The 14,246-nt window shown below is 73.2% G+C and carries 13 protein-coding genes; 4 read left to right on the top strand and 9 right to left on the bottom strand.

Features of this window, described 5'->3' with window-relative positions; genetic code table 11:
- Nucleotides 1–10: 10 nt before the first annotated feature.
- Entirely contained in the window at nucleotides 11–1,009 is a 999-nt protein-coding gene (locus WME89_RS18660; protein ID WP_438010467.1) for a hypothetical protein, read from the bottom strand.
- 117 nt (nucleotides 1,010–1,126) lie between these two features.
- Here WME89_RS18660 and WME89_RS18655 point away from each other — a divergent pair, with 117 nt between their 5' ends.
- On the top strand, nucleotides 1,127–2,203 hold the full coding sequence (locus WME89_RS18655) for a glycosyltransferase family protein (RefSeq protein ID WP_438010466.1): 1,077 nt from the start codon (nucleotides 1,127–1,129) through the stop codon (nucleotides 2,201–2,203).
- 153 nt (nucleotides 2,204–2,356) lie between these two features.
- Here WME89_RS18655 and WME89_RS18650 read toward each other — a convergent pair whose 3' ends face one another.
- Nucleotides 2,357–2,617 carry a hypothetical protein gene (locus WME89_RS18650; RefSeq protein ID WP_438010465.1) on the bottom strand — a complete coding sequence of 87 codons (261 nt, stop codon included), beginning with the start codon at nucleotides 2,615–2,617 and terminating at the stop codon, nucleotides 2,357–2,359.
- A gap of 109 nt (nucleotides 2,618–2,726) precedes the next feature.
- The gene (locus WME89_RS18645) at nucleotides 2,727–3,518 is read right to left on the bottom strand and encodes a Stp1/IreP family PP2C-type Ser/Thr phosphatase (RefSeq protein ID WP_437310675.1); all 792 of its coding nucleotides are present in this window, start codon (nucleotides 3,516–3,518) and stop codon (nucleotides 2,727–2,729) included.
- Between the two features lie 58 nt (nucleotides 3,519–3,576).
- Here WME89_RS18645 and WME89_RS18640 point away from each other — a divergent pair, with 58 nt between their 5' ends.
- Together WME89_RS18640 and WME89_RS18635 are read left to right on the top strand one after the other, a co-directional pair.
- Nucleotides 3,577–4,962, top strand: a complete 1,386-nt coding sequence (locus WME89_RS18640) for an aldehyde dehydrogenase family protein (RefSeq protein ID WP_438010464.1) — start codon at nucleotides 3,577–3,579, stop codon at nucleotides 4,960–4,962.
- A 124-nt stretch (nucleotides 4,963–5,086) separates the two neighbouring features.
- Nucleotides 5,087–5,515 carry a VOC family protein gene (locus WME89_RS18635; RefSeq protein WP_438010463.1) on the top strand — a complete coding sequence of 143 codons (429 nt, stop codon included), beginning with the start codon at nucleotides 5,087–5,089 and terminating at the stop codon, nucleotides 5,513–5,515.
- A gap of 217 nt (nucleotides 5,516–5,732) precedes the next feature.
- Here WME89_RS18635 and WME89_RS18630 read toward each other — a convergent pair whose 3' ends face one another.
- Nucleotides 5,733–6,464 (bottom strand): TetR/AcrR family transcriptional regulator, encoded by a 732-nt coding sequence (locus WME89_RS18630; RefSeq protein WP_438010462.1) that lies wholly within the window; start codon nucleotides 6,462–6,464, stop codon nucleotides 5,733–5,735.
- A 233-nt stretch (nucleotides 6,465–6,697) separates the two neighbouring features.
- Here WME89_RS18630 and WME89_RS18625 point away from each other — a divergent pair, with 233 nt between their 5' ends.
- Nucleotides 6,698–8,191 carry a carotenoid oxygenase family protein gene (locus tag WME89_RS18625; RefSeq protein WP_438010461.1) on the top strand — a complete coding sequence of 498 codons (1,494 nt, stop codon included), beginning with the start codon at nucleotides 6,698–6,700 and terminating at the stop codon, nucleotides 8,189–8,191.
- A 153-nt stretch (nucleotides 8,192–8,344) separates the two neighbouring features.
- Here the strand turns inward: WME89_RS18625 and WME89_RS18620 are convergent, their stop codons facing one another.
- The 5 genes from WME89_RS18620 to WME89_RS18600 all read right to left on the bottom strand — a co-directional run bounded on the left by WME89_RS18620 (nucleotide 8,345) and on the right by WME89_RS18600 (nucleotide 14,212).
- Complete coding sequence (locus tag WME89_RS18620) at nucleotides 8,345–11,110, bottom strand: hypothetical protein (protein ID WP_438010460.1); 2,766 nt, start codon at nucleotides 11,108–11,110, stop codon at nucleotides 8,345–8,347.
- Between the two features lie 393 nt (nucleotides 11,111–11,503).
- A complete protein-coding gene (locus tag WME89_RS18615; RefSeq protein WP_438010459.1) occupies nucleotides 11,504–11,878 on the bottom strand; it encodes a PIN domain-containing protein in 375 nt (124 codons plus the stop codon).
- Nucleotides 11,879–11,891: 13 nt separating this feature from the next.
- The gene (locus tag WME89_RS18610; RefSeq protein WP_438010458.1) at nucleotides 11,892–12,167 is read right to left on the bottom strand and encodes a hypothetical protein; all 276 of its coding nucleotides are present in this window, start codon (nucleotides 12,165–12,167) and stop codon (nucleotides 11,892–11,894) included.
- A 157-nt stretch (nucleotides 12,168–12,324) separates the two neighbouring features.
- Nucleotides 12,325–13,500 carry a hypothetical protein gene (locus WME89_RS18605; protein ID WP_438010457.1) on the bottom strand — a complete coding sequence of 392 codons (1,176 nt, stop codon included), beginning with the start codon at nucleotides 13,498–13,500 and terminating at the stop codon, nucleotides 12,325–12,327.
- Between the two features lie 175 nt (nucleotides 13,501–13,675).
- Nucleotides 13,676–14,212 carry a winged helix-turn-helix transcriptional regulator gene (locus WME89_RS18600; protein WP_438010456.1) on the bottom strand — a complete coding sequence of 179 codons (537 nt, stop codon included), beginning with the start codon at nucleotides 14,210–14,212 and terminating at the stop codon, nucleotides 13,676–13,678.
- Nucleotides 14,213–14,246: the final 34 nt, after the last annotated feature.

Raw genomic sequence — 14,246 nt, 5'->3', positions numbered from 1 at the left:
CGAGGCGACGCTAGCCGAGCCGATGCGCGAGCCCCACCGCCAGCCCGAGGACCGCTGCGGCCGCGACCGCGCCGCGCGCCCGCAGCGTCGCCGGGGGCAGGCGCGGCTCGAGCGGCGGCGCCACGAACGCCTCCAGCCAGGCCTCGGCCGGCGGCCGCGCCAGCACCCCGCCGAGGTCGAACAGCGCCAGGTCCGCGACCCCGGCCGCCGCCGCGACAGCGACATCCTCGCGGAGCTCGTCGACCGACCGGTAGACCGGCTCGTCGCCGAGCGCGCCCTTCCCCACCGCGCCCAGCGAGACGCCCGCCCTCGGACCGAATTGCCTCGCGGCGGCGCGGCACGCCCACGCGAGCAGCGCGAGCGCGTCGTCCCGGCCGAGCGCGCCGCGCGAGTAGCCCTCGAACAGCGAGGTGTAGAGCATCGCGCCGACCCGCCCCCATGGCGGCGCCGACACGGGCGTCCCGAGGATCCGCTCCCAGCCGCCGGCCGGCCCGTCGGCCAGGACGAGCGGCACGATCGCGGCCGAGGTCGCGACCCCGCGCGCGTGGAGCGCCATCGCCATCTCGACGTACGCGCGCTCCGCGTCCCGCCACCGCGCGCCACCCCGCGCTCCCGCGCGCCGGCCGCCGAGCAGCTCGAGCGCGCCGCGCCCCCCCGCGAGCGCGCGGCGCACCTCCTGGATGGGCGGCTCGAGATCGAAGACGACCTCCGCCGCGGCGAGGCCCCGGCCGTCGAGCGCGTCGAGCAGCCGCGCGACGAACGCGCCGAACGCCGGCGCGTTCCCGGCGCTCGCCCAGCGCCCTTCCTCGTCCGCGATCATCGGCCACACCGCGACCGCCACGCCCGCGTCCGCGCACGCCGCCGCGAGTTCCGGCAGCCCCGCCGCCGTCTCGGGCCGCACCGCGATCGCGAGCTCCAGCGCGTACCGCCGCAAGAGCGCGAGCGTCCGCGGCGCCCGCACCACCTCGAGCGGCAAGAGCTCGCTCCAGATCCGCCGGCGCGGCGTCACGCCCGCCTCCCGCTCCGCCGCGCGGCCGTCCGCGCTGGCCCCGGCGGCCCGCCGCCCGCGCCGCGGCGGCGCCGTTTCCTTTCGAACCCCGGGCAGCCCCCGCTACACTCGCGCGTCATGAAGATCCTCTATGGCGTCGTCGGCGAGGGGATGGGGCACGCCATGCGCTCGCGCGTCGTGATCGAACACCTGCTCGCGCAGGGCCACGAGCTCGAGATCATGGCGTCGGGCCGGGCGACGGATTTCCTGTCGAAGCGCTTCGCGGGGGTGAACCGCATCCACGGCCTCCACATGATCTACGAGGAGAACCGCGTGCGGCGCGGCAAGACGCTCTGGTCCAACGTGCTCTCCGGCGCGACGGGCACGCCGAAGAACATCGCCGCGTACTTCGAGCTCATCAAGGACTTTCGCCCCGAGCTCACCGTCAGCGACTTCGAGTCGTGGACTTACCTCTACGCCAAGCTCCACCGGCTGCCGATCCTCTCGGTCGACAACATGCAGATCATCAACCGGTGCACCCACGACCCGGAGATCGTCGCGGGCCACGAGGCGGGCTTCCAGCTCACGCGCGCGTTCGTGAAGAGCAAGCTGCCGTTCTGCAACCACTACGTGATCGCCACGTTCTTCCGCCCCCCGGTCCGCAAGCAGGACACGACGCTGGTGCCGCCCATCCTCCGCCCGGAGATCATCGCCGCGAACCGTCGCCCCGGAGAGCACCTGCTCGTCTACCAGACCGCCGAGGGGAACGACGCGCTCTCGGCGACGCTCGCCAGGACCGGTCTCGAGTGCCGCATCTACGGGATGCGCCGGAACATCACCGAGGAGCAGGTCGAGGGGAACCTGCGCTACCGCCCCTTCAGCGAGGCGGGCTTCATCGACGACCTCGCCTCCTGCCGCGCCGTCATCGCCGGCGGGGGGTTCACGCTCATGGGCGAGGCGGTCTACCTGCGCAAGCCGATGCTCGCCGTCCCCCTCGGCCGCCAGTTCGAGCAGGTGCTCAACGCCCGCTACCTCGAGCGCGAGGGGTTCGGCCGCGGCGCCGACTCGCTGGACGACCCGGCCGTGATCGCCGACTTCGTGAAGGCCATCCCCGCCTGCGAAGAGAAGCTGGCGGGCTACTCCCAGGACGGCAACCGTCAGCTGTTCGAGGTGATGGACGGCCTGCTCGACCGCGCGCTCGCCGGCGTCCTCTGAGCGCAGCGCCGGCGTGCCTCGACGGCGGCGCCGGCGTGCTCTGAGCGCGGCGCGGGCGTGCCTCGACGGCGGCGCCGGCGTGCTCTGAGCGCGCCGCGCGGCGGGGCCGAGCACCGCGCCCCGCACCGCCGCCGCGCCGCCGCGCCGTCGCGCCTACTTCGGCCTGCAGCCCTTGATGTCCGAGCCGGAGATGCCGTTGCACTCCTGGTCCGCGGGGCAGTCCGTCTGCTCGACGCACGTCTTGAGACACTGGAGCGCCGCGGTGTCGTCGGGCTTGCCGCAGACCGACCCGTCCTCGCACTCGCCGTCCGCGCCCTCCTCCTCGCACGCCTCGCCGAGCGCCGACTCGCCGCCGCAGCCCCAGGCGAGCAGCGCGCCGACCATGAGCCCCATCCCGATCCACGTGGTTCGCATTCGATGACCTCGTTCTCTTCGATTCGACTGCGCACGGCGAGGACGCGGTCGCGCGCCGATCACGCGTTGACGCGGCGCGCGCCCCGACCCCTCCGAGCGTCTCCGGATGCTACCGCGCGCTGCGGCTCTTCGCGCCCTGGCGCGGGGTCCACGACGCCGATGCGGTCTCCTCGATCCGGATGAGGACGGCGGTGATGTTGTCGCGGCCACCATTCTCGTTGGCGCAGTCGATGAGCTTGCCGCACGCGTCGTCGAGCGCGGCGTTGTCCTCGATGATGCGCGCGATCTCGCGATCGTCGACGAGCCCGTGGAGGCCGTCGGAGCAGAGGAGGAAGACGTCGCCGGGCTCGACGCGCTCGGCGCGCAGGTCGACGTCGACGCTCGGGCCGATGCCGAGCGCGCGCGTGATCACGTTGCGGGGCAGGTACGCGAGATCGCTCTCGGTGAGGTCGGGCCGCTCGAGGAGCGCGTCGGCGATGAGCGAGTGGTCGCGGGTCAGCTGCGCGAAGCCGCCCTTGCGCAGCAGGTAGCAGCGGCTGTCGCCGGCGTGCGCGACGTAGAACTTCCGCTCTCGCGGCGCGAACGCCGCCGCGACGACCGTCGTCCCCATCCCGCGGTAGTACCGGGAATCGTCGGCGTGCGCGAAGATCCGCGCGTTCGCGTACGTCACGGCGGCGCGCAGCCGGTCGCCCGTGGACGCCTTGCGGCGCTTGCCGTTCGCCTCGCGGAAGTAGCCGGCGATGGCGCTCGCGGCGATCCGGCTCGCGACCTCGCCGGCCTCGTGGCCGCCCATGCCATCCGCGACGACGTAGACGTTGAACTCGGGGAGCAGGATGTATCGGTCCTCGTTGTGGACCCGCTCCCTGCCGACGTCCGATAGACCTGCCGCGATGGCGCGCATTCGCCCAGAGTCTAGACGACGCTTGGCCCTCCAGGGAACTGAGTTAATCTCCCCGGCCATGGCCGACCTGGTGATCGACAACCCCTATACCCTCGACGAAGCCGTCCGCCGGCCCCTCGCTGATGAGGCCGAGGTCAACCGGCTCCTCGACGCCGCGACCGCCGCCGCGCGGAGCTTCGCGCGCACCCCACTCGCCGAGCGCGCCGCCCTGTGCCAGCGCGCGGTCGAGCGCATCGAGGCCAGCGCGGCGTCGATCGCCGCCGACATCACCCGCATGGTGGGCAAGCCGCTGCGCCAGTCCCGCAACGAGGTCGCGGGCATGGCGAAGCGGGCCCGGCACATGATCTCGATCGCGGAGAGCTCGCTCGCCGACGCGGTCCTCCCGGAGCTCCCGGGGCAGGAGCGGCGCATCGTCCGCGCCCCGCTCGGTGTGGTCTTCAACCTCCCCGCCTGGAACTATCCGCTCCTCACCGCCGTGAACGTGGTCATCCCGGCGGTGCTCTCGGGCAACGTCGTGCTGCTGAAGCACTCGCCCCGCTCGCCGCTCTGCGGGGAGCACTTCGCCGCGGCCTTCGCCGAGGCCGGCGCGCCGCCCGGCGTCGTCCAGGCCTTCCACTGCGACCACCCCACGTCCGAGCGCATCGCCTCGGACCCGCGGGTCAACTTCGTGGGATTCACCGGTTCCGTCGAAGGCGGACGCCGGATCTATGCGGCCACGTCGAAGAAGGTGGCCGTCGACGCCGGCCTGGAGCTCGGCGGCAAGGACGGCGCCTATGTGGCAGCCGACGCGGACCTCGAGAAGGCGGTGGACGGGATCGTCGACGGCGCTTGCTACAACGCCGGACAGAGCTGCTGTGCGGTCGAGCGCGCGTATGTCCACCGTGATCTCTATCCGAGGTTCGTGGAGGCAGCGCTGGAGCTCATGAAGAAGTACGTCCTCGGTGATCCGACCGCCGAGGGTACGAACATGGGTCCGATGGCGCAGCCCAACGCGCCGGCGTTCCTGGAGGCGCAGGTGAAGCAGGCGCTCTCGCGGGGGGCGCGGGCGCTCTGCGGCGGGCGGGCGGTCCAGGTCGACGGCCGCGGGCGCTTCTTCGAGCCGACGCTCCTCGTGGACACGGCGCCGGATCTCGACGTGATGCGCATCGAGTCGTTCGGGCCGGTGCTGCCGATCGTGCCCGTCTCGTCCGACGAGGAGGCGCTCGCGCTGATGAACGACAGCGATCTCGGGCTCACGGCGTCGGTGTGGACGCGCGACAGGGAGCGCGCGGCGCGGCTCGCGGCCGAGCTCGACGTGGGCACGGTCTACATGAACCAGTGCGACACGCTCGATCCGGCGCTCCCGTGGACGGGCGCGAAGAACAGCGGCAAGGGCGCGACGCTCTCGGCGCTCGGGTTCCTCCACCTGACGCGGCCGAAGTCGATCAACTTCAAGCTCGGCTGAGGGCCCGAGCGCGCGTCGCCGGCGCCCGCTGTGGGGCGCCGGCGCCCAGTTCAACGGACGCGCGCGGGAGGTCGCCTCGTTCGGGCCTGCCGTGCGCCACGGATCGTGTGGAGTATCCAGAGGCATGGAAACACAACAGCTCTACCGCGGGCGTCTCATCGATCACCTCCAGCTCGTCGTGGCGGACCTCGCCGCGAGCAAGAAGTTCTACCGGGCCGTCTTCGACGCGATCGGCATCTCGATAGGCGGCGAGGCCGACGATTACTTCTGGGCCGACGAGCTCTTCGTATCGAGCGTGAGCTCACAGGCCGCCGCGGGCGCGCTCACCGGCCGGACGCACCTTGCCTTCCAGGCGAACGACCGCGCGACGGTCGAGCGCTTCCACGCCGCCGCGATCGCGGCCGGCGGCAAGGACAACGGCGCCCCCGGCGAGCGCCCGTATCATCCCGGGTACTATGCGGCGTTCGTGCTGGATCCCGACGGAAACAACATCGAGGTCGTGCATCACGGGTCGGCGAACAGGTCGGCGGACGCCATCAAGATCACGTTCTGACCTGTTCGGAAAATTCACAGGGAGGCGGGGAGACGGGGAGGGAAATCTTCAAACATTCCCTGCCTCCCCGCCTCCCTGTTCAATTTCCCCGCTGAGATGGCTGCAGAATGAGGGGATTCCTCAGCGTTCCAACCCAACCTGGTTGCGCTCGAACCCAACCTGGTTGCGCTCGAACCCAACCTGGTTGCGCTCGAACCGCCGGCGCTCTGACTCCGCGCTAACCCAACCTGGTCGAGCTCGAGCCGGCCGGCGCCTGCGTCAGCCCCTCGCCGAGCACGTCGAAGACGGCCTCGGTGAGCTCCATCGCGCCCTCGCGCGGCAGCTGCCCGTCGAGGAACATGCGCGCGAGCCCGTAGACCATCGCGCGGCCCGCGACCTCCGTGACGATGGGGTCGGTGGGGCGCAGCTCGCCGTGCTCCCGCGCCTCCTCGATCATCCTCCGCAGCCGCGCCTGCGCCTCGTCCTGGGCGGCCAGGAGCGCGCGCGCGCCCTCCGGGTCGCCGCGAAAGGCAGGGCCCTTCAGGAGCTCGAACAGCGCGGGGTGCTCCAGGGCGAACCGGACCGACGCGAGCCCGAGCGCGCGGAAGCGCAGCAGCGGCGAGGTCGCCGCCGCGACCTCCGCCGCCGAGGCGATCTCTAACCGCTCGATCCCGGCGAGGGCGACCTCGCGCAGGAAGTCCTCGCGCGAGGGGAAATGGCGGAACGGCGCGCCCGGAGAGACGCCGACCCGCCGCGCCGCCTCCCGCACCCGCACGGCGTCGATGCCGCTCTCCTCGAGGAGCGCCAGCCCCGCGTCCACGAGGGCCCGCTTGAGGTCGCCATGGTGATAGCCGCGCGCCGCCCGCTTCGAGGGCGCCCGCCCGGCAGGCGGCTTCGCGGCGGCGGTCGCCCTCTTCTTCACGGGCGGCTTCACAGGCGGCTTCGCGGCGGCGGTCGCCCTCTTCTTCACAGGCGGCTCCTCGGCGCGCTTTCGACCCGGAGGCATGCCGCGCTTTCCGGGGGACGGACGGCGGCGTCAAGCAGGAAGGAGATCGCCGCTCCGACGCGAACAACCGCGGGGCGGAGGGCCCCTGACGCCCGGCGACGCCGCCCCGCACGATTCAGCTTGCGCTCATGTGATCGATGATTACATGATCCGAACGCGATGTAATCGATGATTACATCCGCCCCACCGGAGGTCCCATGTCCATCGCCCTGTCCGCCCCCCCCGTCCCCGACGCCGCCCTCGACGCTGCCTTCGCCGGCGCGGGCCGCGCTTCCCCGGAGGCCGCGCGCGCGGCGCGCGCCTTCGACCACCTGGCCGACCTCGAGGCCGAGTACGGCTTCACGCCGCTCGCGGTCGAGGGAGCGCTGCCCGATGGCCTCGAGGGCACGCTGTTTCGCGTGGGCCCGGCCCGCGCCACCCTCTTCGGCGTCCGCGTGCCGCACCCCTTCCAGGCGGACGGGGGCATGCTCGCCGTGCGGCTCTCGGGCGGCCGGGCGGAGGGCGCGCACCGCCTGGTGCGCAGCCGCGGCCTCGTCGAGGAGCTCGCGGCTGGCCGGCGCCTCTACGGCTCGACGCTGTCCTGGCCCACGCGCGTGCTCCGCGCCCTGCGGGGCAAGGATCGCAAGAACGTCGCGAACACGAGCCCCTTCGTCGCCGGCGGCCGTCTGTTCGCGCTCGTGGAGAGCGCCAGGCCGACGGAGCTCGATCCGGCGACCCTCGACACCCTGGGCGAGAGCGATCTCGGCGGCGTGCTCGGCCCCACCTTCTCGGCCCACCCGCACCGCGTCGCTGCCCGGAAGACCAGCTACAACTTCGGCGTCCGGTACGGCCGCGCGCCCCAGCTCGACCTCTACGCGGTCGATGACGAGGGGCGCGCGCGCGCGCTCGGCGCGGTGCCGCTTCCGGCGCCGGTGATGCTCCACGACTTCTGCGCCACCCGGCGGCACCTCGTTTTCTTCGTCTCACCCGCGGTCATCCGGGTGGCGCGCGCGCTCCTGCACTGGGGAGGCTTCGACTCCTGGGTGCGCTTCGAGCCCCGCCGGGGCACGGAGGTGATCGTGGTCGACATCGACGACGTCTCCCGCGTGCGCCGCTTCCGCGTCGACACCTTTTTCCAGTGGCACTTCGCGAACGCCTACGACGACGGCGACGACCTCGTCGTCGACCTCGTCCGCTACTCCGGGCTCGGCACGCTCGGCGCCATCGGCAAGGACCCGGACCGGCCCGAGCTCTCCTCGGTCGAGGGCGGCGTCCTCGTGCGCCACCGCGTGCGCGCCGCGCGCGAGCAGCTCCTCGCGGAGGACCTCGGCGGCGTCCGCGGCGAGTTCCCGCGCTGCGACCCGCGGGTCGAGGGGGAGCGGCACGGCGTCGTCTTCCTCGCCGCGGAGGGGCCGGCCGATGATCCGCAAGGGAACGCCATCGCGCGCGTCGACGTCGGCTCGGGCGCGATCACCCGGGCGCACCTCGAGCGCCACGAGCTCCCCTCGGAGCCGGTCTTCGTGCCGCGTTCGCCCGGCGCTCCCGAGGGGGACGGCCACGTGCTCGCCCTGGTCACCGACGTGAAGGCCAGGAAGAGCGCGGTCCACGTCTGGGACGCGGCGCACCTCGACGACGGGCCGCTCGCGCGGGTCCACCTGCCCCATGCGTCGCCGCAGACCTTCCACGGGACGTTCCTGCCCGGGAAGAGCTGAAGGCCCGGGCAGCCGGCGCGCCCAGAGCGAACACTGCCGCGCCCGCTCATGCGCGCCGGACCTCCGGGAAATACTGGGGCGCGTCTGGTCTCCGGCGGCCCCTCTGCGCAGGCACGAACGAAGGGGCAGCCGTGGTGAATATACTCTGCCGCGTTACGCCGTCTGCTCTTCCGCCGCGATCCGCTTCCTCGCGACCGGCCTCGGCGAGACGTCGTTCAGGACCACGCCGAGGATGCGGCGCTCGCCGAGCTGCTCGGCGGCCCTCGTGAGCGACGAAGCGCGGGTCAGCGAGGCGCGCGCGACGAGGAGGATGCCGTCGGAGGCGTCCTCGATGACGTTCGCGTCGCCCGAGCCGAGGACCGGCGGGCCGTCGATCACCACGTAGTCGTAGTGGCGGCGGAGCGTGCGCAGCGCGGCCTCGAAGTGGACCGAGTGGAGCGCCGCGGGGTAGCACGCCTCGAGCGACGGCTCCGCGAGCACCGAGAGCGACGGGCTGACGGCGATGACGCCGAGGGGGCGCGCCTGGCCGGCCATCCGCCGCCGGAGCTGCTCCGAGAAGCCCGCGTACGCCGGCAGCCGGAGCCCGAGGAGCGCCGCGACCCGCGGGCGCGCGAGGTGGCCCTCGACGAGCAGGACGCGCGCGCGCTCGGCCTCGGCGAGCGTCATCGCGAGGCGGGCGGCGAGCGCTGTCTTGCCCTCGGCCCGGCCGGGGCTCACCACCGCGACGGCGAGCGGCTCGCCGCCCCGCCGCTGATCGAGCCGGTGCCGCAGGACGCGGAGCGCCGCGAGCGCCGGCGCGGGCGCGCCCCTGAGCAGCTCGAAGACCCCGTACCCCTCGGGGTCGACGTCGGCGCCGAGGATCTCCACCTCGGGCTCGCCGAACGCCGCGCTGCCGGCGTACGCGAGGTGGCGCGCGCCCACGCAGGCGAGCGACGCAGCGGGCGCGCTCCACGACGCCTCGGGGAGGACGTCGGCGTCGTCGAGATCCAGGTCGTCCGGGAGCGCTCCCTCCAGGGCAAGGTCGGGCGGCGCGGCGTCCGGCTCCGCCGGCGCGCTGGCCGGCCTTACGTCGTATGCGGCCTCGCCGGCCACCTCCCCGCCATGCGCCGGCGCGCTGGCCACCTCCGGGCCGTATTCGGCCTCGCTGGCCACCTCCGCGCCATGCGCCGGCGCGCTGGCCGGCGCTGCGCCGTACGCCGGCGCGCTGGCCGCTTCCGCGTCGTATGCGGCCTCGCCGGCCGCCCCCGCTCCGTACGCCGGCGCGCTGGCCACCTCCGCGCCGTACGCCGGCACGATCGGCCGCTCGCGGAGCGGCGGGCACGCCGGGAGCTCCGGCATCGCGGCCAGCAGGGACGGGCCGCCGAGCGCGTCGATGTCGCCGCCGTCGTACACCGTGTCGTTGAGCAGCACGCGGGTCCCGGCCACGCCGAGCGCGAAGAAGAACGTCACCGCGGCGCCCGCGAAGAAGACGCGCCCCCGGCCGCGATCGGGCCGGCTCGGCAGGTAGGCGGGGTCGAGGATGTCGAGCTCTGTCTCGCTCTTGTTCTCGGCGGCATCGGCGGACAGGTCCGCGGCGCGCTCGTTCGCCTGCACGGTCTTCAGGTACTCGCGCGCCCGCTCGAGATCGAGGCGGAGCCGGTGCCACTCCGTCTCGAGCTCGATGACGCGCTCCTCGGCGCCCTGGTCGCCCCCCGCCGGCGCGCGCCCGCTCTGGTCGCCCCCCGCCGCGTCCCCCGCCGGAGCGCGCCGCGCCTCGCCGCCCGCCGCCGCCCTGACGCCGCCGCCACCGCGCGCGCGCAGGCCCGCGATCTGCCGGAGCAGCGCGCTCCGCTCCGCCTCGAGCGCCGCCCGCCGCGCCGGCGTGAGCGCGCGCGCCTCGTCGCGCGGCACCTCGGTGAGCCCCGCGCGCACCAGCCCGAGCGCGCTCTCGGCGGCCGCGAGCTGGCTCCTGGCCGCCTCGGCGCGGCGCTTCGCGGTGATGGCGTCCGGGTGGAGCGGGGTCACTGTCGTGAGCTTCTCGGCGAGCGCCGCCTCGGCGGCCGCGACCGCCGCGGCCGCCGCGTCGCGGGCCCGCTGCGCCTCGACGACGCTCGGGGGCAGCGGCTGCCCCGGCGCTGCCGCGGGCGACCGCGCGACCCCGAGCAGCGCCTCCACCCGGGCGAGCTGCCGCTCGAGCGCCGCGAGCTGCGGGTCGACCGGACGAGCCGGCAGCGCGGGTGCGATCCGGGCGGCCGCGGGCGCGGGGGCGCCGGGCGGGCCGAGCGGCTGGGGCGCGGGCGCGTAGGGCGAGTCGTTGAGCCCCCACTGGAACTGCGGGTTCCTGGCGAGGAACGTCGCCAGCGCGCGGCTCGCCTCCTCGACCTTCGCGCTCGCCTCGGCGAGCTCCCGCCGCAGGAAGTCGCGGGTCATCGTGGCCGTGCCGAGGCTGTCGCGGCGGTAATCGTCGACGAGGATCTGCGTGAGCCGGGCGGCGACCTGCTGCGCGACGCGCGGGTCGTCGTGGGTGAAGGAGATCACGTACGTGTCGCTGCTCTGCGCGCGGAAGCCCACGTGGTTCTTGATCTCCTCGACGGCCTCGACCATCGAGCGGGCGGTCTTCTCCGGGTAAAGCCCGAACGCCTCGATGACGCCGGCGAGCGTCCCGCGCGCGGTGAGCGTGTCCTTGAGCTTCGGCCCGAGGCGCGCCGCGCGCGCGGTGCTGCTCTGCGGGTCGCGGCCGGTCTGGATGGTCTCGCGGTAGAGGATGGTGGCCTCGCTCCGCCACACCCGCTTGGTGACGAGCGCCAGGGCGAGAGAGATCGAGAGCCCGACCGCGATCATCGCGGCGGCCCCGCGCCAGTACATCCGCACCCGGCCGAGGACGCTGATGGCGCGATCGAGGCGCTCCCGGGGTGTGCTCTCCGTGCTCAGGCTGGACATCAGGTTCCTCGCCCCGTGGGCAGCGCGTCCCTCGCCGCGCGTCGCAACGGGCGCGCGCGGCGGTGCTCCGCGCCTCCCGCGACTCCATGGCAAGGTGCGTGCTCGCGGGCGCGTCACCCCGGGACGCACTGCGGCCGACGACACCGCGCGGGTGGCGAGGCAAGCATGGACGTTCCGCCCTCGAGAGAGGAACTTCCTTCGTGGACATGCGCATGAATACCGGCGTTCCTCGGGCCCATGTCATGACAGCTGCTCGACAAGAGCTGTTCGACGACGATGAACGGAGCGCTCGCCCGGCGTCGGCGGCCCGAGCAGCGATAGGTCCGTCCGACGTTTGCTTCGGGAGCTCCGCGGCCGGTACGGCGCGTCAGCCGTGTCGGGGCAGACGCTCGATCACCAATGAAGCACCGTCAGCCCTGGAATTCTCGGAAAGCTGCGATCGTCTCGGGTCGCCACGTCATACCCCACAGCAAGGGCCGTCGCGATCAGCAGATCATGCGCGCCAACGGGCGATCCCCTCGCCGCGAGCTCAGCGGAGAGGCGGGCGTGCACGCGCGCAACCACGAGGTCGAACGGAATCAAGGACAAGTGGGCGAGCAGCCGCTCGACAAACGCCTCTCGTCGGGCGCGTTGAGAAGCCTCGACCGCTCGGTGAACCCCATGTAGGAGCTCCGACGCGGTGATCGTCGCGATGGCCACTGGTTCATCCCCGTGATCACGGAGCACCTGCTCGAGATCGAGCTTTCCTCGCTCGGCCGCGATGAGCACGCTGGAGTCGATATCAGCGCTCCCATGGCGTCTCCGGCAGCATCGGCTGGTTCTGCGCGATCTCCTCGACGGCATCGAGGTAGGCGTCATCCGGAGGCGGCGCGGATTGTAGCAACCGAACGAGATCCCGCACCGTGCGCCGTGCGGGGGCAATCGGCTCGATCCGGCAGACCGGCTCACCTTCCCGCTCGACGACGAACACCTCCCCCTGCGAGCGAACGCGCTCGATCACGTCGGGGAACATCTGGGCGGCGTCAGCTGCGGAAATGTGCGACTCCATGAACGTCATGGTACCCGCGCCGGTCCATCTGACAACCCGCCGAGCGCTGCCCTCCCGTTCGATCGGGGGTCCAGCTCTGGAGGTCCAGTTCCCACGACTCGCTACGAGCAGCGCCTCGTCGCCTCACGTGTTACGTGGCAATCATGTTCCAGGGCCAACTGGCCGGTCAGTCGGTGATCGCGGCGAACTGTTCGATCACCTGCGGCAAGCTCAGGGCGACGGACGTCCCGTGGTCCACCTCGCCGAAGTCGACCAGCTCGGTCTCGGCCCCCTGCGCTTCGAGCAGCTCCTTGCAGTACTGCGCGTTCGCGATCGGGACGTCGCGATCCCCGGTCGACGCGTAGAGGTGCACGGGCACGTCGGGGCGCCAGTCGCACGTGCTGTCGGCCTCCTGGAGCGCCTCGAGCAGCGTGCCCGTCGGGTGTCGCAGGGTCTCCAGGAACTGCGGCGTGAACAGCTCCTCGAGCGTCGCGGGCAGCGCATCGAAGATCTGCTCGCCGGTGTGGTGGCCATCGAAGAGCCCCTCCACGGTCTCGTCGTAGGGGGCGCGGAACGCGTCGCTCGGCGCGTCGTAGAGGTGGTGGACCCGGTGCCACGCGATCGTCAAGTAGGCCACGTAGGGCGCGACGTGCTCGATCCCGCTCGTCACGGCGGTCTCGAGCGTGCCGCTCACGTGGTAGGGCGCGCTGATCGGCGCGAGGGCGCCGACGCTCAGCTCGGCGCCTTCGCCTCCCTCCAGCGCGCGGCCGAGGGCCATCGCCGCGTTGCCGCCCTGCGAGAACCCGCTGATCAGCACGCGCTGGTCGAGCCCCCGCGCGCTCCGCTCGACGAGGGCCCGCGTCGCGCGCAGCGCGTCCACGGACGCTGTCACCTCTGACGCCGCGTCGTCGTAGGGATGAAAGCCGGGGCCGAGCCCGAGGCCGAGGTAGTCCGGCGCCGCCGTCGCGTAGCCGGCGGCCGCGAAGAGGAACGCCGCCGCCCGATCGGAGCTCTCCGCGCTCACCGAGGCCACGTCGCGCCGGTACACCGTGGTGCCGTGCAGCCAGGCGACAGCGCGCAGCTCGCCCTCGTCGTTGACGGGCAGCGCCACCAGGCCGCTCGCCGTGGTCGGCGCGCCTTCCGTGTCGATCGTCCGGTACACGATCTGGTGGGCCTCGATGCCGAAGCGCACCTGCGACGCGTCGAGCCCGAACGCCTCCAGGTACTCGGAGACCTGATCGGCATCCATCGCCGCCACCGGCGTGGCAGAGACCAGGGCTCCGCGCTCCGCAGGCTCCGTCGCCGGCCCGGTCGTCGTCGTGCACGCGCTCGACGCCGCCACGAGCGCAACCGCGCAGACCATCGGCGAGCGGCGGCGCGCGACGCCGGCCGGCGCCGCACGCTGCGCGCGATCGTCAAAACCATCGCGCCGCGCCGCGCATGGCGCGGCGGTTCCAGGGGTCGTCGTTGTCATGCCCCTCTGTGCCCGGCGCCCTGCGTTCCGTTCAGGAGGGCGCGCCGTCATCGCCGCCGCGCCGTCATCGATCCCGCGCCGCCCGCGACGTCCGCGACGCCCGCGACGCCCGGCGCGCGCAGACCTCCGCGTAGGCCGCCTGCAGCTGCTCGGCGACCGTCGGCCCCTCGCGGCTCGCGGGCATGCCGAGGTGGGCCTCGCGCAGCTCGGCCATGAACCGGTCCCACAGCGCCGGGCCGCCCTCCTCCAGGAGCTGCGCGCGGATGCTGAGCTCCTCGCTGGCCGGCAGGTGCCGGCGACCCCACGCGCCCAGGTGCGCGAAGAGCGGGACCAGCTCGATCGCCCTCTCCGTCAGGCTGTAGACCGCCTTCTGCTTGTGCGTGGGGTCGTCGGCCTTCGTGATCATCCCCGACTCCTGCAGCGACTTCAGGCGATCCGCGAGGATGTTCGAGGAGATCCCCTCCTCCGACCGCGTGAGCAGCTCACGGAAGTGGCGGCGACCGCCGAACATCATGTCCCGCAGGACGATCAGGCTCCAGCGGTCCCCGAACACCTCGAGCGAGAGATTGATCGGACAGCCCGATCGGTGCGTGGCGCTCATCCAGCGGCTCTCCGAAAACTGGTTGCACTTTCGC

Source organism: Sorangium sp. So ce321, assembly GCF_051530195.1.
GTDB lineage: Bacteria > Myxococcota_A > Polyangia > Polyangiales > Polyangiaceae > Sorangium.
The sequence above is the reverse complement of the archived record's forward strand: the minus strand, read 5'-3'. Positions and strand labels throughout refer to the sequence as shown.